At 47.9% G+C, this 20047-nt stretch carries 20 protein-coding genes and 3 pseudogenes; 8 read left to right on the top strand and 15 right to left on the bottom strand.

Annotated elements, in window-relative coordinates; all coding sequences use genetic code 11:
* Positions 1-168: 168 nt before the first annotated feature.
* From ACLUXO_RS09440 to ACLUXO_RS09425, 4 genes are all read right to left on the bottom strand, one after another.
* A complete protein-coding gene (locus ACLUXO_RS09440; protein WP_412137339.1) occupies positions 169-738 on the bottom strand; it encodes a sugar O-acetyltransferase in 570 nt (189 codons plus the stop codon).
* Between the two features lie 170 nt (positions 739-908).
* Positions 909-1400 (bottom strand): cyclophilin-like fold protein, encoded by a 492-nt coding sequence (locus ACLUXO_RS09435; protein ID WP_412137338.1) that lies wholly within the window; start codon positions 1398-1400, stop codon positions 909-911.
* 23 nt (positions 1401-1423) lie between these two features.
* The gene (locus tag ACLUXO_RS09430) at positions 1424-2416 is read right to left on the bottom strand and encodes an alpha/beta hydrolase (RefSeq protein ID WP_412137340.1); all 993 of its coding nucleotides are present in this window, start codon (positions 2414-2416) and stop codon (positions 1424-1426) included.
* Between the two features lie 15 nt (positions 2417-2431).
* On the bottom strand, positions 2432-2656 hold the full coding sequence (locus tag ACLUXO_RS09425) for a hypothetical protein (RefSeq protein WP_412137337.1): 225 nt from the start codon (positions 2654-2656) through the stop codon (positions 2432-2434).
* A gap of 109 nt (positions 2657-2765) precedes the next feature.
* Here ACLUXO_RS09425 and ACLUXO_RS09420 point away from each other — a divergent pair, with 109 nt between their 5' ends.
* The gene (locus tag ACLUXO_RS09420) at positions 2766-3662 is read left to right on the top strand and encodes a LysR family transcriptional regulator (protein WP_412137336.1); all 897 of its coding nucleotides are present in this window, start codon (positions 2766-2768) and stop codon (positions 3660-3662) included.
* A gap of 75 nt (positions 3663-3737) precedes the next feature.
* A complete protein-coding gene (locus ACLUXO_RS09415; protein ID WP_412137335.1) occupies positions 3738-4376 on the top strand; it encodes an NAD(P)H-binding protein in 639 nt (212 codons plus the stop codon).
* A 41-nt stretch (positions 4377-4417) separates the two neighbouring features.
* Here ACLUXO_RS09415 and ACLUXO_RS09410 read toward each other — a convergent pair whose 3' ends face one another.
* From ACLUXO_RS09410 to ACLUXO_RS09390, 5 genes are all read right to left on the bottom strand, one after another.
* Positions 4418-5263, bottom strand: coding sequence for a Fic family protein (locus tag ACLUXO_RS09410; protein WP_412137334.1), 846 nt, complete (start codon positions 5261-5263; stop codon positions 4418-4420).
* A gap of 60 nt (positions 5264-5323) precedes the next feature.
* Positions 5324-6919 carry an ABC transporter ATP-binding protein gene (locus ACLUXO_RS09405; protein ID WP_412137333.1) on the bottom strand — a complete coding sequence of 532 codons (1596 nt, stop codon included), beginning with the start codon at positions 6917-6919 and terminating at the stop codon, positions 5324-5326.
* An 18-nt stretch (positions 6920-6937) separates the two neighbouring features.
* Positions 6938-8629, bottom strand: coding sequence for an ABC transporter ATP-binding protein (locus tag ACLUXO_RS09400; protein ID WP_412137332.1), 1692 nt, complete (start codon positions 8627-8629; stop codon positions 6938-6940).
* Between the two features lie 206 nt (positions 8630-8835).
* Positions 8836-9480, bottom strand: a complete 645-nt coding sequence (locus tag ACLUXO_RS09395; RefSeq protein ID WP_412137331.1) for a DUF3232 domain-containing protein — start codon at positions 9478-9480, stop codon at positions 8836-8838.
* A gap of 174 nt (positions 9481-9654) precedes the next feature.
* Entirely contained in the window at positions 9655-9822 is a 168-nt protein-coding gene (locus ACLUXO_RS09390; RefSeq protein ID WP_412137330.1) for a hypothetical protein, read from the bottom strand.
* 474 nt (positions 9823-10296) lie between these two features.
* On the opposite strand from ACLUXO_RS09390, the gene ACLUXO_RS09385 reads away from it, so the two are divergent.
* From ACLUXO_RS09385 to ACLUXO_RS09375, 3 genes are read left to right on the top strand one after another with little or no spacing between them, the layout of a single operon-like run.
* On the top strand, positions 10297-10758 hold the full coding sequence (locus ACLUXO_RS09385) for a MarR family winged helix-turn-helix transcriptional regulator (RefSeq protein ID WP_412137329.1): 462 nt from the start codon (positions 10297-10299) through the stop codon (positions 10756-10758).
* Positions 10758-12485 (top strand): ABC transporter ATP-binding protein, encoded by a 1728-nt coding sequence (locus ACLUXO_RS09380; protein ID WP_412137328.1) that lies wholly within the window; start codon positions 10758-10760, stop codon positions 12483-12485. Before ACLUXO_RS09385 ends, ACLUXO_RS09380 begins: the two co-directional genes overlap by 1 nt.
* Positions 12485-14242 (top strand): ABC transporter ATP-binding protein, encoded by a 1758-nt coding sequence (locus tag ACLUXO_RS09375; protein ID WP_412137327.1) that lies wholly within the window; start codon positions 12485-12487, stop codon positions 14240-14242. Before ACLUXO_RS09380 ends, ACLUXO_RS09375 begins: the two co-directional genes overlap by 1 nt.
* Before the next feature lie 64 nt (positions 14243-14306).
* On the opposite strand, the gene ACLUXO_RS09370 is transcribed toward ACLUXO_RS09375, so the two are convergent.
* The 6 genes and pseudogenes from ACLUXO_RS09370 to ACLUXO_RS09345 form a co-directional block, all read right to left on the bottom strand.
* Positions 14307-14615 carry a rhodanese-like domain-containing protein gene (locus tag ACLUXO_RS09370; protein WP_412137326.1) on the bottom strand — a complete coding sequence of 103 codons (309 nt, stop codon included), beginning with the start codon at positions 14613-14615 and terminating at the stop codon, positions 14307-14309.
* A gap of 44 nt (positions 14616-14659) precedes the next feature.
* Positions 14660-15340: pseudogene (locus tag ACLUXO_RS09365) on the bottom strand (ribonuclease H family protein); the annotation flags it as partial.
* Between the two features lie 42 nt (positions 15341-15382).
* Positions 15383-16000, bottom strand: a pseudogene (locus tag ACLUXO_RS09360) (IS607 family transposase); the annotation flags it as partial.
* A gap of 208 nt (positions 16001-16208) precedes the next feature.
* The gene (locus ACLUXO_RS09355) at positions 16209-16763 is read right to left on the bottom strand and encodes a ribonuclease H family protein (protein WP_412137325.1); all 555 of its coding nucleotides are present in this window, start codon (positions 16761-16763) and stop codon (positions 16209-16211) included.
* Positions 16764-17027: 264 nt separating this feature from the next.
* The gene (locus tag ACLUXO_RS09350) at positions 17028-18068 is read right to left on the bottom strand and encodes a YdcF family protein (RefSeq protein WP_412137324.1); all 1041 of its coding nucleotides are present in this window, start codon (positions 18066-18068) and stop codon (positions 17028-17030) included.
* 75 nt (positions 18069-18143) lie between these two features.
* The gene (locus ACLUXO_RS09345; protein WP_412137323.1) at positions 18144-18674 is read right to left on the bottom strand and encodes a GNAT family N-acetyltransferase; all 531 of its coding nucleotides are present in this window, start codon (positions 18672-18674) and stop codon (positions 18144-18146) included.
* A 166-nt stretch (positions 18675-18840) separates the two neighbouring features.
* Between ACLUXO_RS09345 and ACLUXO_RS09340 the strand changes: the two genes are divergently transcribed.
* The 3 genes and pseudogenes from ACLUXO_RS09340 to ACLUXO_RS09330 form a co-directional block, all read left to right on the top strand.
* Positions 18841-19317 carry a hypothetical protein gene (locus tag ACLUXO_RS09340; protein ID WP_412137322.1) on the top strand — a complete coding sequence of 159 codons (477 nt, stop codon included), beginning with the start codon at positions 18841-18843 and terminating at the stop codon, positions 19315-19317.
* 78 nt (positions 19318-19395) lie between these two features.
* Positions 19396-19818: an ABC transporter ATP-binding protein gene (locus ACLUXO_RS09335; RefSeq protein WP_412137321.1), complete on the top strand. Its 423-nt coding sequence runs from the start codon at positions 19396-19398 to the stop codon at positions 19816-19818.
* A gap of 21 nt (positions 19819-19839) precedes the next feature.
* Positions 19840-20047: pseudogene (locus ACLUXO_RS09330) on the top strand (DUF1751 domain-containing protein); the annotation flags it as partial.

The raw sequence follows: 20047 nt of genomic DNA, 5'->3' as shown, positions 1-20047 counted from the left end.
GGATACAAACAAAAGGTAAAGAATTGATTTATTCTGTCAAAAGCAACAGTATGGACTAATTTGACTCAAAATTCTCTAACTATACATCTTTTTAGTATAAGCAATATGTCTTTTAAAAAATACACATTATAAAAGCAGCATCCCTAATTCCCAGAATGCTGCTCTCCTCTATTCACTTATTTCTTTCACCACGCGGGCTGGCACGCCTGCCGCGATTGTTCTGGCAGGTACATCCTTTGTTACTACCGCGCCTGCCGCGATAATCGCTCCATCACCAATCGTGACGCCTGGCAAAACAGTTACGTTCGCGCCAAGCCAGACTCTTTTGCCGATATGAACCGCTGCTGGCAATAGCTCCCCTCTTTTGGCTGGATCTTGCTCGTGGTTCAAAGTCGCGATCATAGCGTGGTGGCCGATCAAAGCCCCGTCGCCAATATAGACTCCGCCCTGGTCTTGGATGGTGCAGCCAGTATTAATAAAAACGTTCTTGCCAACATGGATATTCTTCCCGCAATCAGTATAGAATGGCGGCACCAGTGCCAGACTCCGGTTGACCTCGTTGCCAGTCAGTTTGGCAAACAAGTCTTGCACCTCTTCCGGCGTATGATAAGCATTATTCAGCTCCATCGTCACCTTCAAGGCTTCTTGCGTCAAATATGAGCAGTATTCCAGTTCTTCTGAAGGATCAACAATCCTTTTCCCGCTGTTCACATAGTTCAGAAAATCGGTTAATTCCAATATCTCCCTCCTTTGGTAATTTTTTACAGCGCATCTGCCAGCCAAGCATCGACTTCATTTTTATCAAATCTGCCAAAGGTACCGTCATTTCCCTAGGCCCAGGCCCCAAGTGCGATTTTTGGTAATTGCTTCATACCAAAAATTATCTCCTGTCCATCAACTTTGCTTTTTTACTTCAATGTCAACTTGACTGAGCCATGACTCAGCAGCTTCCTCAGTTCTTTTTTGCCCAGATTGATGTGCCCCAGCTTTGTATACGCCCAGGAATTGCTGCCGTAAAAAACTACAATCTGGTTGCTTGAATATAGTACGATATCACCAGGAATTGTTTTAGTTTGCCGGTCATCACTAATGATGCTCTTGTTCAAGTGGCCTACCTGCTCAAAGCCGCCATACATCGACATTTTGATGGTCAGTGGAGTCAGCTTCTTTAATGCATCAACTGACTTATTATTTTCCCACTTGACCGGCAGCTCTTTATTAGCAATTGATAACTGCATTTTACCTAACTTCTTTCGCTGTGACTTTTTCTTCTTGCTCCTCTGCTTTGCCTGCTTAGTTACCTTTTGACTGGCAGCTGGTTCTTCTTGCTGGCTGCATGCAGAAAAAGCAAGCAGGCTGATCGTGGCTAAAGCAGAAAAAATTATTTTTGGGGCTTTCATTTTATTCTTCCGTCATGCAAAGCTTACTTCAAGTACTTGTCAAAGAAGGCTTCCATCTTGGCAAAAGGAATAATGTCCTTTTGATCGTAAAGGTCAGTGTGGCTTGCCCCCGGGATCAAAAGCAGTTCCTTGTTGTCGGTGTACTTGTTATCCTTAATCATGTCAGCGTAGGCATCCTTTGACATATAGCAGGAGTGGGCCTGGTCGCCGTGGATCATCAAGACCGCGTTTCTGATTTCATTGGTGTAAGCAAACAGTCGCATATTCAGCAAGGATGTAGCAGCCGTTACGTTCCAGCCGCTATTCGAGTTAAGGCTGCGCTTGTGATAGCCGCGCGGAGTCTTGTAGTAAGCGTAGTAGTCCTTGACAAATTTCGGCGCGTCTTCTGGCAGCGGGTCAACCACCCCGCCGGCCTTGGCATAGCTGCCAGCCTTGAAGTCAGCCGTTCTCTGCTTATTCAAGGCAACCCGCATTCTGTAGCGTGCTTCTTCATTGTCATCCGCGTCAAAATAGCCGTTGCCCGTCACTCTGGACATGTCATACATGGTAGAAGTCACGGTTGCCTTGATTCTAGTATCGATCGCGGCCGTCTGCAGGGCCATTCCGCCCCAGCCGCAGATGCCGATGATCCCGATTCTTTCTGGGTCTACATTATCTTGAACTGACAAAAAGTCGACCGCTGCTTGGAAGTCTTCGACATTGATGTCCGGGCTGTTCACATCTCTTGCATTGCCGCCGGATTCACCAGTAAATGATGGGTCAAAAGCAATCGTCAGAAAACCTCTTTCTGCCATCTCTTGCGCGTACAGACCGCTTGACTGTTCCTTGACTGCCCCAAATGGCCCGGAAACAGCGATTGCCGGCAGTTTGCCCCAGGCATTCTTTGGCGTGTACATGTCAGCAGCCAGGGTGATGCCGAAGTGGTTGGCAAAAGTTACCTTCTTGTGGTCAACTTTGTCACTCTTTGGAAAGACCTTGTCCCATTCTTGCGTTAACTTTAATTCTTCAGTTTGCATCATTTTTTGCCTCCATTATTGGCTAATCTTCTCTTTTTCCGCTCTTCTGATTAAATAATCCAGCAAGTCGACCTTGCGGCTGCATTCGTGCAGTTCACACATGGCTTGGCACCTTGCCAGCTTCATCTTCCGGAGGGCGGCAGCATATTGCCCGCTCTCATACATGCTAAGAATTTCCGTGGACATTTTTTCCCCGCAGCCCGCGTCAGCCAGGCTTTGCTTGATAGTCGGCAAGTCCATTCCGCACCTCCTCTGCCTTGCTTAATGATTAGTATAAAAGCTTGCGCCTTTATGTGCTAATGGTTATAATCTATCTCATGATATTCCTTTTATGAATAAGGAGGCAAAAATGGAAATCCGCACCTTACGCTACTTCTTGGCCGTTGCCCGAGACGAAAACATGACCCGGGCGGCAGAAAGCCTGCACGTCACCCAGCCCACCCTTTCTAAGGCGATCAAGTCCTTGGAAGAAGAATTGGGGCAGAAGCTTTTTACCAGACAGTCTTTCAGCATCAAGCTGACCGATGAAGGCTTTCTTCTCAGAAACCGGGCTGAGGACCTGGTGACCATGGCTGACAAAATTGAACAGGAATTTTTAGCCCTGGATGATATTACCGGCGGCGACATCTACTTTGGCTTAGCTGAATCCTACCAGATCAGTTACCTGGCACGGGAGATCAATTCTTTTAAAAAGCTCTACCCAGACCTCCGCTACCACATCACCAGCGGGGACACCTCACAAGTCGCCGAGAAGCTGGACAAGGGGCTCCTGGACTTTGTCGTTTTGGCAGAGATGCCTGACACCAGCAAGTATGAATCATTAATTTTCCCGGAAACCGATAGCTGGGGCGTAATCATGCCGGCTGATGTTCCCTTGGCGCAAAAAGAATCCATCACTGTAGACGACCTGGTTGGCCTGCCCCTCTTCTGTTCTGACCAGTCCTGGAAAAAGGACATCCCCCGCTGGGCCAAAGACAGGATGGATGAGCTCCACCTGGAAGGCTCGTTTGGCCTGGTCTACAACGCTTCAGTTTTTGCCAAAGAACATTTAGGCTACCTGCTTTCTTTTGACAAACTGGTCGACACGTCCCCGGAAAGCGGGATGGTCTTCCGCCCCTTGACTCCAAAGCTGGAGACCAACTTATACTTGGTTTGGAAAAAGTACCAAACCTTTTCTCCAATCGCTGAACGCTTTTTAAAGCAGATCAAGAAATCTTTTGGGCAAAAGCAAACAAGTGACTCTTAACTAACTAATTGTTAGAAGATTTTTCTTCTGCATGTTATCATACAGATAACCAGTAAAAAGAAGGAGAGAAAAATCATGAAGGTATTTATCGCTGGAGGAAGCGGCCGGGTGGCAGCCGCTGTTATTCAAGAATTAGTTAAGCAAGGTCAGCAAGTCTACGCGGGTTCCCGGCACAAGGACGCGATCGTTAAATTGCCGGGCGTCACTCCCGTTAGCCTTGACCTGCACGCCAGCGTTTCTGAATTAGCTAAGCTTTTAGCTGGGATGGACGCAGTGTACTTTTTGGCAGGTTCTAGAGGCAAGGACTTGCTTCAAACGGATGCCTTTGGGGCGGTAAAGTTGATCCAAGCAGCTGAAATGGCCGGCGTTAAGCGCTACATCCAGCTGAGCTCAATTTTCGCGGCCGACCTGGACAAGTGGCAAGGCAAAGCAGAATTTGCCAGCTTGACTGACTACTATATTGCCAAGTACTTTGCTGACGAGTGGCTGGTCAATAACAGCAAGCTGGACTACACGATCCTGGCCCCAGCTACTTTGGAAGAAAAGGCTGGGACTGGCAAGGTCAACTTCAAGCCTAAAAAGTTTGCCGCCAACCCAATTCCCGACGTTGCCGCGGTTTTGGCCCAAATCCTTGACAAGGAAAACACCTACGGCAAGGTAATCAATATGACTGGCGGCGAGACGCCAATTAGTGAAGCTATTGCCGAAGTTTAAAACGAAATAACCCCCCTGGCACTTGCCAGGGGGGATTTTTGTTATTGGTCAGACAGCTTGGCCTGTTCACGCTTTTTCCGCCACTCTTCCAGTTCCCTTTCGCTGATGATGTAGCCGGAGTCAGTATGATTTTTAGCGCTAAGCTCCAAAATTTTCAACTTCTTCCGCAAGGCTTCTTCAGCGTAATCAGCAATGAGATCAGTCAATTTGTCAGCCGAGCCGTCTCTGTCACACGCTTCCAAAACTTCCATGTAGTGCAGCCGGCTCTCCTTATTTGGCTGAATATTAACGACTGGATAACCGTGCTCAGTCAATGCCAGGTTCATCAGCAATCTTGCCGTCCGCCCATTTCCATCAATGAAGGGGTGAATGATGACAAAACGCCAGTGCAGCTGGGCAGCGTAGTCCACAGGATGCAACTTGCCCTGCACCTCATTTGCCCAGTCAACCAATTCTGCCATCTTGACAGCAATATCCCAAGGGTCAGCATACGGATTGACTTCCGCTCCAGCCGGCCGGACCGGTACGCTTCGGTAGACACCAGCGTCTTCTGGCCGGCTTTTCGCCAACGATAGCCTGTTTAAATTTCGAATATCCAGCTGGGTTAAAGTCTGGGCCTGGCTGGCCAAGTCCATCATGTAGTCATAGGCTTCACTCAAGTCAAGCGTATCCAATACTTCAGCAACGCTTTTCCCGTGGATGGTCAGTCCCTTTTTAAGTATCGCCTCAGTCTCATGCCGGGTAAGAGTTGATCCTTCTATCGCGTTTGATGACCAAACGTGATCAATTTTTACATCCGCGTCCAGCAGCTCCTGCTCATATTTGGACAGTGGCCGGTAAGTGTCAATTTTATTCTTCAGCTCTGTCAGCTTGGCAAAATCCGCCATTCCCTCACCTCCGCGTCTAAACTTTACCTGTTTCTTCTGACTAATTGTAGCATATTCCGGTTACAGTTTGATGATCCGGCCATCGTGGGCCCCGCGGCGGTGGGAGATGGACAGAACTGTCCGCCCGCTGCTGGCGGCATCGATTGCCTTGAGGACTTTAGCCTCGGTTTCCCGGTCCAGGGATGCGGTCATTTCGTCTAAAAGCAAAATCTGCGGGTCACATACCACGCTGCGGGCAATCATTAAAAGTTGCAGCTGCCCTTGCGAAAGGTTGATCTCACTTACCGGTGTGTTCAAGCCTTGCGGGAGATTTTTGACAATATCGGTTAGGCCAACCATGGCTAAAGCCTTGTCGATCATCTCAGCAGTTATTGTGTCGTCATATAAAGTGATCTGGTCTTTGACTGTCCCGTCAACCAGGGCAACCCCTTGCTCGCAAATTGCCAGGAAGTGGCGCTGATTCTTGGGATGAGTATCTGGCGAATGGCCATCTAGGAGGATCTTCCCTTTTTGCGGCTGGTAGAGGCCCAGGAGGAGTTTAAAAATCGTGCTCTTCCCCTTCCCGGTCCGGCCGACAAAGGTCACGTGCTCGCCTTTGGCGACTTTAAAGGAATAGTCCTTTAGGATCGGCTGGTCTGGCAGGTAGCCGAAGGTGACATGGTCAAAAGTAATGTAGTCCCCTGCCCCTTGGTAGATGTCCGGCTTGCTGTCTGCTTCATTTAAAAAGTCCTGGATCCGGCTCATCCCGGCCATAGCATCTTGGATGCTTTGGATTTCCATCCCGATTGATTCCAGCGGTGTAAAAATCTGCCCAACATAGGCAATCAAGGCTACGGCGCTGCCGGCATTGATGCCAAAGAAGGTCTGCATCTTCTGCCCTTGGGCAGCCCCGATCATCAGCAGGCCGATAACGACGGCTTCGATGGTCAGGATGATTGGCGAATAGACGCTGTCCAGCCAGTTGGACTTGTTCTGGGCCCGGTAGGACTCTTCGATGTATTGGTCATACTTGTCTTCCATGTAGTCTTCTTTTTCAAAGATATGGATCATGGAGAGAACCCGGAGAGTTTCGGGGATATGGTGGTTGACCTTGGCGATAGCGGCCCGGTTTTGCTTCTGGGAAGCCAGGGAGGCCTTCTGGAAGTGCCGGGTCATGACTAAGATCAAGGGCATGACGATTAAGATAATGAAGCCCAAGCCAATGCTGCGGGTAAAGACGACGAAGAGCAGGCCGATCAGCTGGAAGAGGTCAGCACTCATCCCGACTACCCCCTCGCTATAGAGGCTGTTGATGGTGTCGGCGTCGTTGACAAAGACTGAGGCGATTGCCCCACTCTCGTGATTGGTCAAGTAGCCAGTCGTGATGGTGTTCAGCTTTTGGGCTAAGGCGCTCCGCATGCCGTGGGTCAATTTTTGGCCAAAAATCGTAATGGAAATATTCTGGGCTGAGGCAAAAAGGTCAGACAGGACGATTAGACCCAGGTAGGCCAGGGCGAAAAGGAGGGAAACATCCTTTTGATCAGTCAAGTGGTTGACGATCTGCTCCAGAGCGAGGGGCGGTAAAAGTGAAGTGATAATGCTTAAGATAATGAGCAAGGCCATGGAGATGAAGCTCTTGGGATGGTCATGAATGACCTTTTTAGCGATATTACGCATCTTGCTGCCCCCCTTCGATCAGCTCGGCATAACCGGCATTCTTTTTAGCAGGTCCTCATGCTGGCCAACAGATACCTGGTGGTCATGGATATAGATAATCTGGTCCAGCTGGCTGAAGCAGTCAACCCGGTGGGTCATCAGCAAGATGACATGGCCTTTAAGGCTTTTCAAGTTAGTCAGAATCTGCTGTTCAGTTGCCTGGTCAACAGCAGAAAATGGGTCATCTAATACGATGATGGGCTTGGCATGGGCCAGGGTCCGGGCTAAGGCAAGCCGCTGCTGCTGGCCACCAGACAGGGTCATCCCACCATTGCCGATAAGGGTGTCTGCCCCATTTTTAAGCTCTCCTACCTCTTGGTCTAAGCAAACCATCTTTAGGTAATGGTCAAGGTCGATGTCATCGCCTAAGCAAATGTTGTTCTTGATGCTGTCGCTTAGGAGCATGGGGTCATGGCCCATATAAGTGATCCATTGGTGGGCAGAGTGAGGCGAAAGCTTTTTGAAATCAAGGCCATTAATGAGGATCCGCCCCTGGTAATCTGCTTCACTTACCAAGGCTTTACCCAGCAGGCTTTTCCCGCAGGCCACCTCGCCGGTAATACCAATGATTTCATTAGCGGAGGCGGTAAAATTGATGTCCTTGACCGCAGTTTCCGGGTAGCCGTGGTAAAAAGTCGTCACATGGTTAAAAGTGAGGTCGGTAATTTCTTTCTCTTCCTTTTGATAATGATCATAGATTGGATCGCTCATCAGCGGTCTGATCCGGACCCAGGAGACTTGGGCTTTTTGGACAGCGTTAAAAAGTTTGGCGGCGTGGGAGACCTTGGTGGCGAGTTTGGTAAAGCAGGCTAAGAAAGTCGTGAAGCTGGCCAGGTCCCAGGCCTTCCAGCCGATGTGGAGGACATTGCGGCCGCCAAAGTAGATGATCAAGACGATGCCGAACATGGCAATAGCGTCATACAGCGGAGTTAAGGCCCCTTCAAAGATGTTGGAGATGGCACTTTTTTGCTCATAGTCAGTCAGCTGCTTTTCGTAGCGGTCATTGAGGGCTTGCTCCCGGCCGGTGATCCGGTAAGTCATGGCGTGAACAATCCGGTCAAGGGTCATCGTGTTTAAGACAGACTCGCTTTCCTTATAGGCTTTGTTGGCTTTGACGACTTTTTTCTTCAGGACATTGGCAATCACATAAGCCAGAGGAGTAAACATGCAGGCCAAGATAGTCAAGCGGACGTCGTAGTAAAGGAGCATGGCCAGGTAAGCGATCATGACGACGCCAGTGTCAAAAATTTCCGTGGTAAACTTCCGCATCCCTTCAACGCAGCTGTCGACATCACTGATAGCTTTAGTCATAAGGGAGCCAGTATCATCGCCGAATTGCCGGTGCAAAAGAGCGTTATAGAGCAAGCGCCGCATCCGGCGGGAAGTATGGTTGGCAAAAATCCGCACGCTGAAGCGTTTGACCGCCCGGCAGACTTGAACCAGAGCAATTACCAACATGTAAAGTAGCGATAATTGGATTAAACGGTTAGCCAGGATCTTGTGATTCAGCAGGTCATATAGGCCTTGGACCAGCTGCCCTTGAAAGTATGGGCCAGCCACCATGCCGATATTGTAGATCAAGCCTGAAATCGTAACGACCACAAAAATTGGCACTTCATACCAGAAGTAGGTGCTCATTTTCTTGGGATCACGGGTATTTTTCTGCTTCATCTCGCTGCCTCCTCAGATTGCAATCTCGCCCGCTTTTCTGCATCCACTATCAGTATTTCTAACTTCATCATAGCACCGAATCTTCTTCAGTCTAGTCCATTTTGGACGGGATGAAGGAGGTTTTTTATACGAAAAAACGGCCAGCAACTGGATCTTACCAGCAACTAGCCGTTTATTTTATGGCTCCTTTTAGCGGAGATAAGTTGTTAGCCTTGAAGGTTGGTTTCTGCCAGCCATGATATAACTGCATTGCCAATATCAGTACGATGCACATCATGGACTGATCTGCCATCGCCAACATCTAATACCGGCTCTAAGCCTTCCGACTTGTTGATTCTATTTGCGACCGCAAGATTTGCAATTACTGCATCATGTTGGCGCCGTCTAGCATTATCAAGTCTGGAATATTCTTCTCGGTAGTAATTCGCATCATTAGCTTCTTTGGCTTTAGCTAACTTTAAATCGAAATCTCTTACAATTGTTGCATATTTGACCATATCATTAACCAACCTGTCATGAAAGTCAGAGTAAAAGTTTTCGTCTTCATCGTCAACTAAGTTGCCTAATTCGTCTAGTGCCTTTTGGTTGATAGAGTATGCAGCCATTGGTTGTCGCCCGCTATTCTGAATAATGGATTTTTTCCGCTTTCTAATAAAGTCTAAATTCGCTTTTTCAACTTCATTTATGTCAGTTGGATCTTCGACTAAATTAAGTTGGTAGAGTACCTCGCCAATTTGCTTTCGATTATTAGCCCACTCTTCGTCAGTCGATAGGCTCTTTATCTTACTGTTTAACTCGTTCAAGCGAATATATAAATTAAGCTTTTGGGTCTCGGTCAGTTTATCTGTCATATTAATTTCACCTTACTTTTTGTTTACGATCTTTCTTCATGTACGTTGAACTGGCAAGTTCTCGGTAAAATCTTTCTTTTTGCGATTGATTTTCCATCAATCTTGATCGATAGTGTTCCAAAATTCAAACTCTTAATTAGATGTTCACACACCTTATTATACTGGTAAAAAGATTTAAATTGGATGGATTTGCCCAAATTCTCCTTTATCCCGTCTTGTTAGCAAGTTTAACAATCTTAAATCCTTTGGAGCATATCCACTCGTTGATAACACTTCTTCTTGCATCGTTCGTGCCTGAATTGGAAACTCAATTTCGCCCGACTCGTAAGCGTCATCAATCATGTCTAGATCCCAGCGCGTACTGGCTGAAATATTGCCATAATTGTTTGTAATAACTGGATTATGATAGTCATCAAACCATTTAATCTGCTGCCTGATAAAGTCGGTCTTTGAGCTGTAATACCCGCCCATAACTAAATATGGCGCTAAATCAAGATACGAATAGGAAAATGGCGTCGCTGATGTTCTCGTCTCCTTCTAGCGGAGATAAGTTGTTAGCTTAATGGCTGCCTGTGAGACATTTGCACTTGGAAGTAAGTCTGACTATTTTCCATATTTCTTCCTCTCAATAATCAGTTTTAATTAGCTTGGATAATATATTTAGAACTGATCATAGCACTCTTTGTTAGCGCATACAGGGAGGCCGGCGAATTGTAAACGCTTTGTAACAAGTTGCCTAGTTCAGCCAATCCTTTTTCCTTGACATTAGTCTACACATGGACTAAAATCTTAGTTATTGTCCACGAGGAGACTTTTATGAACTTAAAAAACCACGAAAGCATTTCAGAATTAGTAACCCTGGCCAGCGTCCGGGCAGCATACGCGTATGAGCAATATGACAAACTCATGGGAATCACCCAGTACGAGAGCATCATTCTATATGAGCTCTTCACCCACCCCCGCCTGTCACAAAAAGAGCTCGTCTATAGAAGCGGCATCCCCAAGCAATCCATCAGCAAGGGGATCCACAATCTAGCTGAGCTCGGCTACCTGGAAATCAGCTCTGCTGACCAGGACAAGCGGGTCAAGTACTGCGCTTTGACTGAGTCCGGGCTTGCCTATGCCCGGGAAAAAGAAGGTGAAATCCTGGCTATCGAGAAAAAGGTGATCGACAAGCTGGGCTTTGACCGGGCCGCTTTGGCCTGCCAGATTCTGAATGAGTGGACCGATCTCCTCAGCGAGGAAATAGCTAACTTAAAGGAGGAAAAACAGAAATAATGAAAATTCTCATGCCTTACTTCAAGCGATATAAGAAAGACGTTTTCCTGACTTTGATCACCATCGTCTTTTCAGCTTTTGCCACCCTCTACCAGCCCCGCCTGCTCCAGCAGGTGCAAAATGAACTGCTGGCTGACCAGCAGCAGGCCGTCATCCGGGACACCGCGATTTTGATCGGCCTGGGCCTTTTATCCATTATTACCGGGGTCCTCAATGTTTACTACGCCGCTCGGATTACCCAGGGCGTGGTCAGCGACCTCAGAGAAGACACCTATGCCAAGATCCAGACTTTCTCTCTGGCCAATGTGCAGCAATTCTCCTCTGAATCGCTCAGCGTCCGCTTGATCAACGACATGCAGCAAATCATGAACATGATCATGACCATCTTCATGCAGCTGATCCGGATGCCTTTGATCCTCATCGGGTCAATCATCATGGCCATCGTCACCATCCCCCGCTACTGGTGGGCGGTTGTCGTCCTCCTGGCCTTGATCATGGGTCTGGGCGTTGTGGCAGTTAAGCAAATGACCGCCATGTTCGACAAGTTCCAAATGTACATGGACAAAATCTCCGGCCGGACCGGGGAATTTTTGCAAGGGGTCCGGGTAGTAAAATCCTTCAACCAAAGTCCCCAGGAAATTGCCAAATTAAACAAGGATTCTGACGAATTAAACGAAGTCAACATCAAAGTCGGCTACTGGTTCTCCACCATCCTGCCTGGCGCCCAGCTGATCTCCTACCTGGTCATCAGCTTAGTAGTTTACTTGATCGGGACCAGCATTCTCCAGCATCCCCAAGACGTTTCCGTCATCACTCCATACGTCAACTATGTCTTGACCATGCTCTTTGCCATCTTGCTGGTCGGCATGGCCGTCATGCAGATTTCCCGGGGTAACGTCTCCTTGCGGCGGATCCAGGAAATCATGGACACCCAGCCAGACGTTGTCTTCAATGAAAAAGCCCCGGAAGACGCCCTGGGCGGTTCAATTGAATTTGATGACGTCTCCTTCACCTACCCAGATGGCCAGCAGCCCGTCTTAAAGCACATCTCCTTTGCTGTTGCGCCAGGTCAAATGGTCGGCATCGTCGGGGCCACCGGGTCGGGTAAGTCGACCCTGGCCCAGCTGATCGCCCGCCTCTATGACCCAACAACTGGGAAGATCAAGATCGGCGGCAGCGACCTCCGCCAGGTTAATGAGAATGCCCTCAGAAAGACTGTCTCCTACGTCTTGCAAAAGGCTGTCCTCTTCTCAGGAACCATTGCCGACAACCTCCGCCAAGGGAAAAAGGACGCTACTTCATATGAACTTGAGCGGGCAGCGCAAATGGCCCAGGCCAGCGAATTTATCCAGCGCTACGATGAAACTTTTGACCATGAAGTTGAAGAAAGAAGTGCCAACTTCTCCGGCGGGCAAAAGCAGCGTCTGTCTATCGCCCGGGGGATCATCGCCGGCAGTCCGATTTTGATCCTGGACGACTCAACTTCCGCCTTGGACGCGGAAAGTGAAAAAATGGTCCAGGAAGCCCTGGAAAAGCAGCTGCCAGACACGACTACGATCATGATCGCGGAAAAGATCGTCTCTGTCATGCACGCGGACAAGATCCTGGTCCTCGATAATGGCCGCCTGGTTGCTGAAGGCACCCACGAGGAACTGCTCAAGACTTCCCCGGTTTACCAGGAAATCTATAAAACCCAGAAAGCCAAGGAAAGAAAGGAGGAACTTTAATGTCAGACAAGCAAAAGTCTCTTACTTATTTGACGAAATATCTGAAAAACTACAAAAAGCCGATCTTAATTTCAGTTGCCTTCTATCTGATCGCGACCATCGCCCAGGTTATCGCTCCCTCCCTTTTAGGGCAGGCGGTTACGGACTTGTCGGCTTTTGTTAAGGGGCAAGGCAGTCTTGGCGTCTTCTACCAGGCCTTAGCCTGGATGGCCGGCTTTTATGCCTTTAACTCCGTGGCCACCTACATCGCCTGGATGATGATGACCCGCTTTAACGCTAACGCCAACAATGACATGCGTAAGGGCCTTTTCGGCAAGCTGCAGCGGATGACCATCCGTTACTTCGATACCCACCAGGACGGGAAGATCCTGTCCTTGTTCAACAGTGACCTGGACAACATCTTCAATGCTTTAAACAACGCCTTTTTTGAAATCATCTCCCAGTCTCTCCTTTTTGCCGGCACGATCATTGTTATGTTCGTCATCAACTGGAAGCTGGCCCTCAGCGTTGTGGCTACTACTCCTTTGATCTTGCTTTTGAGCTGGATCATTATGAAAAAAGCCCGCGTCTACCTGGACAATCAGCAAGACCGGGTTGGTGAGCTTAATGCCTACATCAACGAACAGCTCAACGGGGAAAATGTGATCATCACCCAGGGCCTTAGGGACCAGTCAGTTGCCGGTTTTAAAAAGGAAAACGCCAAGGTGCGGGAAGCCATGTTTAAGGGGCAATTCTACTCTGGTATCCTTAACCCCTTAGTTAACGGCTTCTCCCTCTTGAACTTTGCGATCGTGATCGCCACTGGCGCTTACATGATCATGACTAAGCAAGTCAGCCAGGCGGCTGGTCTGGGCTTGATCGTTACCTTTACTGAATATTCCTGGACTTACTTCCAGCCGCTGACTCAAGTAACTTCCATCTACTCCATGCTGCAGCTCGCCTTGACCGGTGCCCGCCGGCTTGAGACGGTTGAAGAGCAGGAAGAAGAAAACACGGTGCCAGACGGCAAGACTATCTCAGGCGTAAATGAAGCTGTCCGCCTGGAAGATGTGCACTTTGGCTACACTCCAGATAAGGAAATCCTGCATGGGGTATCAATTGAGGTGCCTAAGGGGCAGTCAGTTGCTGTTGTTGGCCCGACCGGGTCTGGTAAGACGACGATCATGAACTTGATCAACCGTTTCTATGACGTAAACAGCGGGGCCGTAACTTTTGACGGCACAGACGTCCGGGACCTTAAGCTGGAAAACCTCAGAAGCAATGTCGGGATTGTTTTACAAGACTCAGTCCTCTTCTCTGGAACGGTAGCTGACAACATCCGCTACGGCAAGCCGGATGCGACCATGGATGAAGTTATTGCCGCAGCTAAGGAAGCCCAGCTGCATGACTTTGTCATGACCCTGCCAGAGCAGTATGACACGCCGATTGAGAATGGCCAGGCCAACTTCTCTACCGGGCAAAAGCAGCTTTTGTCAATCGCCAGAACCATTCTGGTCGACCCGGCCTTCTTGATCCTGGACGAAGCGACCAGCAACGTCGACACGGTCACTGAAGAAAAGATCCAAAAGGCCATGGACAACGTGATTGCTGGCCGGACCAGCTTCGTGATTGCCCACCGTTTGAAGACGATTTTGAACTCAGACAAGATTGTCGTATTAAAGGACGGCCAGGTTATTGAAGAAGGACCACACGCTGAATTGATCAAGCAGCGCGGCTTCTACTACAGGCTCTACACCAGCCAGATGGCTTTTGAATAAGAGAAACATGCAAAAAGGACACCTGTCACGAAATGTGATGGGTGTCCTTTTGTTATTACTAGCCTTATTCAGTCTTACCGCTATAATCGGCAATCCCGCCAATGTTTTTGACCTTGCTGTAGCCAGCCTGCTTAAGCCAGGCAACTGCTTGACCGCTTCTGTTGCCGCTTCGGCAATAGACAAAGAGCGGGGTATCAAGATCTGTGATCTCGCCTTGGGCAGATTCAATCTTGCTCAAGGGGAGATTGATGCTGGCCGGGATGTGCCCTGCCGCGTACTCATCCTTTTCTCTGACGTCGATCAGTTTGGCATTCGGCGTTTTCTGGTATTCTGCAACGCCTGCGTTAATATCATTTGCTTGAAATAGGCTCATGTGCTCCTCCTTAAATTTGCATTAATATATTGGATTATAGCACATCATTCATCCATGCGCTTTATCAGCAAGCTGTCAACAAAGTCGCTGCCAGCATCACTGACAGTGCTTCTTAACCATGCAAATTTCAGCTTGGAGCTATCGAACTTGGCCAGCTCCCGGTCAATCTCCTGCCAGAGTTCCTGGTTGGCTACTGGCTTTCCATTAGCTGTCTTCCAGTCCCGCTTTTTCCAGCTCTTCATCCAGGCCGGGCCATCATTTGTGTCGCTGACGGACTTGATAACGTACTGGGAGTTCAAGACAAACAGCAAAGGCTGCTGGGTCAGACCCAACTGTTCCAGCTTCTTCAAGCTTTCCAGAAAAGCAGTCATTTCCATTTCATTATTGGTCGCGCCCAAACGGCCGGCACTATCAGCAAGCTGCTGGCCATCATGCTCAATCATGTAGGCCCAAGCAGCCTTATCGCTGTCTTGGACATGGCTGCCCTTGCGCGCGCCAGTGCTGCGGCAGGCACCCCCGGTATAAATAACGGCAGAGTAATCTTTCTTATCGTATTCTAGCTCTTGCTTAACTGCATTTTGCGGATCAGCTGGATCCAGCTTCAAGTAGTTCAAGGCATCCGACTCACGGCGGAAGGACTTGTATTCAGCTCCCGGGAAGCCGTTTACCTGCTTTTCTGCCTCCGGCCAGCTGTAATAGATTCCTGGCTGACGGCCTTTTCTGACAGCGTAAGTTTTTTTAGCTTTTTCTACTTCCTTCACTTCAGCATCAGCAACTTGTTCCGCGGCTTCCAGCTCTTGATCATTCTTGATCTCTGCCTTGTAACGCCTTAGGCCAGGCAAGCGGCTGGAGAAAAGATTGATGATGCTGACCAGGTCATCCACCAGTTCTTGGCTGGGGCTGGTCGCGGGGTTATTGATGACCACTATTTCACTTCCATGTCGCTTGCAGAAATTGGCAAACCAGTCAAAAGCCAAGCGTACAAAGCGGTCTTTGTGGGTCACGTAGATCTTGTTGACCTCGCGGTCTTCAACTTTCTGCAAGAGCTGGTTCCATTCCGGACGGTTAAAATTCAAACCGCTGCCAATGTCTGACATATTCTCACTCACAGTAATACCGTTGGCATTACAGTAGTCCAGCAAAAAATTCTCCTGCTTGGCCAAATCATCGCTTGCCCAAGCCGCCGACACGCGAGCATAGATCACGTTTATTCTGCCGTCGTTGCTAGCAGCGCCAAGATATTCGTTTAGCTGCTCTTGGGTATAGTAACGCCGGTTTGTGGCACTTCTTTCAGCCTTAAGTTTGCCCTCCCGGTCCCACCTTTGCAGGGTAGCAACAGAGACGTCAAGGATTTCAGCAGCTTCGCCTACTTTGTATTTCTTCACGATAAAAGGCCCCTTCACATTGTTTGCTACTAGTATAACATGACTTGCATACTTGCCGTTAGCACTTACACATAATAATGGATATGAATTGCTGCCACTGATTGCAATTAACTGCTAGGCCGCGCCTTTTTCAAGAAGCAAAGAAAAACATCCCTCTTGGCAGAATGATCTGCGCGAGAGGGATGCTGTTGATGAAAAACGAGAATTGTTACATCTTGTCCATCTGTTCATTAACAAGGGCATCAGCCAGGTTGTTGCCATCGCTATCAGCATGGCCAGGGACGTGCTTCAAAGTCAAATCGGAGAACTTAGAAATTTCCTTGTCAATTTCCTTCCACAAGTCCTGGTTGGCAACTGCTTTCCCATTAGAATTTCTCCAGCCCCGTTCTTTCCATCCTTTGATCCAAGCAGTCCCATCGGAAGAGTCACTGAGGGCCTTGCGAACATAGTCTGAATCTAAGGAAAGCAACAGCTTCTTCTGGCTAAGTCCCATTTCTTCAAGAGCCTTCAAGCTTTCAAGAACAGCCGTCATTTCCATCTGGTTGTTAGTAGCTCCGACTTTGCCGCCAGTAGCGGTCATGGCATGCCCATCATGCAAGATCACGTATGCCCATGCTGCCTTGTCAGTTGGCAAAACGTGTCCACCTGCATTGTTGCCGTTGTTGCGGCAGCCACCGTCGGTGAAAATCCAGGCATCGTATTCGGATTCAAGTTGTTCTGCTTCCAGCTTCTCGATAATGCTCATTTTTTCTTCTTTTGTCATAATAAATTTCCTTCCTAAAAAATAAAATTTAATATTTTTTTGTCTCTGAAGCCCTTCTGCTTCATCTGACAAGTTTATTGTAGTACATTACACACGTTTTTACAACCACCTACTTACGTTTTTACCGTATTTTTTTAAAAAGGATAAAGAAGCCGCCCTTTTAGAGCGCAAAAAAACGTGCCAAACAGGTTCTGCTTGTTTAGCACGTTTTTAGATATATTTGCTTCTGCCAAGGAGACAGCCTTCTGCAGGTAAAAATCATCATTACGCTGCCAGCATGATGACAATGACTGGACTGACGAAAAGCAGATAACCAATGGCAAAAAGGATCAAGTGCTTGCGTTCTTTGTGCACCGCTACAAATTCACGGATCAAAGCACTTGGGTAGTAGTAAGGCGCGACGCGGGAGCCGATTCCAACAGCTTTTAGCTGCGCCCTTTTGGCATAGCGCATGGCCCGGTAAATATGGTAGTTGCTGGTCACCAAAGCTGTATACTTGCGGCCAAGTCTTTTTTCAATCAAGTTTTTAGAAAAAGTTACATTCTCCATAGTTGTCTTGGATTTATCTTCCAGCAAGATCTTGTCTTCAGGGATGCCTTGAGAAATAAGATACTTGCGCATGGCTTCCGCCTCGCTGCAAACCTCATCGCTGCCTTGCCCGCCCGAAGGAACCAGGTAAGGCGATGTCGGATCCTTACGGTAAATTTCAATCGCCTTGTCGCAGCGGTCCGCCAGCAGTTTAGTTACGGTGCCATCTTTTTTAATCCCAGCCCCATGAATTATCACGTAATCGAAATCCCGGCGGTGCGGAATGATCTGCAAAAAGAGGCAGTAAAGCAAGAAAGACACGAAGGTAACCGACAGGTAGCCAGAAGAAAGGCCAAAGAAGGCAAAAAACGGCGAATACGGCACCAGAGCACTCATGTTAACGCCCAGCTCCGGTTCAACCAAGAGGCCAAAGAACCAGAGGAAAAATGACAGTTCACCGGCGATTAAGATTAGGCCTAGAAAAAAGGACAAAAGATTGCCTAATGACTGCCCTTCCCGCTTGATCATGTACAAACCATTAATAAATAAGAAGAAAGGCAAGGTCAAAAAAGCCAGGCCAACTAATACCATCGTAATCAAGACCAAAACGCCGCTGACTTCAGAGCTGAACAGCGAATAGATGAAACCGAGAGCCGACAGACCCGTCAGCAGCAGCAAAACTACATTCCGGTACCTGCTCCGGTCTTTGTACATTGAATACCAAAATAGACCGACCCAAAAAATCGTCGGCAAAATCTTCGAAATAATATCTTTCATCAAACAACTACTCCAATTATCAATAGTTCGTTATGCCTACTTATCATAGCATCGATCCCGCCAAAGTAATAGCAACTATTTCAGCCAGTTTTCCCACTTTAGGACATTTTCGACTTCTGGCAATTTACAGCCAAGCAGAGTATCGCCCTCTGGGTCAGTTTTGACATAGGTGAAGCCGAGCTTTTCCTGGACTTTCTTTGATTTCTCATTCCCCTCATAGTAGCAGCACCAGACCGCTTTGCATTTTAGGTCGGCGAAAGCATGGTTAATCAAGCAGCTTGCAGCTTCTGGGGCATAGCCGCGCCCCCAATATTCTTTGCCGATCCAATAGCCGAGTTCTGGTTCATCATCTTTTTCTGAGCAGGCATCCTCACCAAATCTCAAGCCCGCGCAACCGATCAAAAGATTGTCGTCTTTCCGCAAAACCGCGTAAGTTTCCGGGGCTTGCAAGTTTTCTTGAATCACCTGCAGGCTCTCTTCAACAGATTTATGGGCGGGCCAGCCAGCGGCAGGACCGACAGCTGGATCCTTAGCTAATTCGTAGAGGCGGGCGGCATCACTGTCTTCCCAGGGTCGCAGGCGCAATCTATCAGTAGTTAGTTCCATTTTTCCTCCTGGATTTTTAAATTATCAGTCAAAAGCAATCTTAACATAGTGACAGGAATTCTCCGTCACTATTTTCCCTGTTCCCCTAGCCAAGCCGAACTGACGTGCTATAATCGAATTACAGCTATCAGAACAAATGTTTCGTTTGCTTTGGAGGGAAGAAAAAATGTCTGCAATTCTGTTCATGATTGTCCGCTTTAGTCTGGTGCTAGTCCTTTGCCACCTGCTTGCTCTGCCGCAAGCCTGGAGAAACGGCTTAGTTGGCGACAGCATCCCCGCTCTAATCACCGAACTTTGCCTGCTCCTGATCCAGCTGGAACTTGCTCTGCTTTTGATCGCGGCTGAACTGATCACGCTCATCAATTTGGTCTATGGTTACTTCGAATTTAACACCGAAACTCAATTCATCTTGTCTATCTTTGAATTGCTGATCTTATTCGACGCCCGCTTATACACATATCTTTTTGATAATGAAGCAGAATCTTATACGATCAAAGAATATTGGGGATATTTTGACAGGTCAGACCAAATCAAGCTTGCCATCTGTGTTTCTTCTCTGTTTGTCCCCTTCATCTTTGCCAAATTGACTGGCCTGCCGCCCTATCCGACTTTTCCAGAACTGAACCAGTTCTTTCACCTCTAAGAGTGGGCAGCCAGCACTTTTTTAGCAAGCTATAAATGCTATAATTCATATTGTCATTCTAATCACTCTGGAGGGAACATGAATACAATATTTTTACTTTTAGTTGGAATCAGTTTGGCTTTATTGTTGCTTGACCTGGTCATTTTGCTTAAAGCCAGAAAGAAATTAGCTACTGGAAATACGGAAGCAGCCGCGCCTTACGACAGTTTCTCCAAGCTGACCCTTTCTGCCTTTGTAATCCAAATCCTGCTCAACATGGTCTACTTGTGGAACTATTGGAGCTCAGCTTTTTCAGTCACTGCCTTGACGGCCTTCTTGCTTTTTGCGGGCAACCTTTTGCTGGAATTCGTTATTTTCTGCGATGACTTCTTGACAGATGCTAGCTACAAGAGTCTCTGGGCCTACTTCAAGGGTCTAAAAACAAGACAGAAGTTTTGGCTCATCGCAGTTGTCGTGATCACTGCCTTTGCCGGCCTGATCAATTTCTTCCCGGCTCCGTAAAATAACTATTTGGAGTTAAATATGCATATTGTTTTTACTATTATTTCCATCATTGGCCTGCTATTAGCCATCACCTACCTGGCCTTATTGGCTAATACCAGAAAGCTTCTGATCGGCGGGGCAGATATTGACCAATTCTGGCCAAAACGCCGGAGCTTTATGCATTGGACCAACCTCTTCATGTTGCTCCCAAACGCGATCTATCTGTTTCTAATAATCGCCAGTTACT

It is taken from the genome of Lactobacillus delbrueckii subsp. bulgaricus, from assembly GCF_046938665.1.
Taxonomy (GTDB): Bacteria; Bacillota; Bacilli; order Lactobacillales; family Lactobacillaceae; genus Lactobacillus; species Lactobacillus delbrueckii_C.
This window is presented reverse-complemented; position numbering and strand designations above follow the sequence as displayed.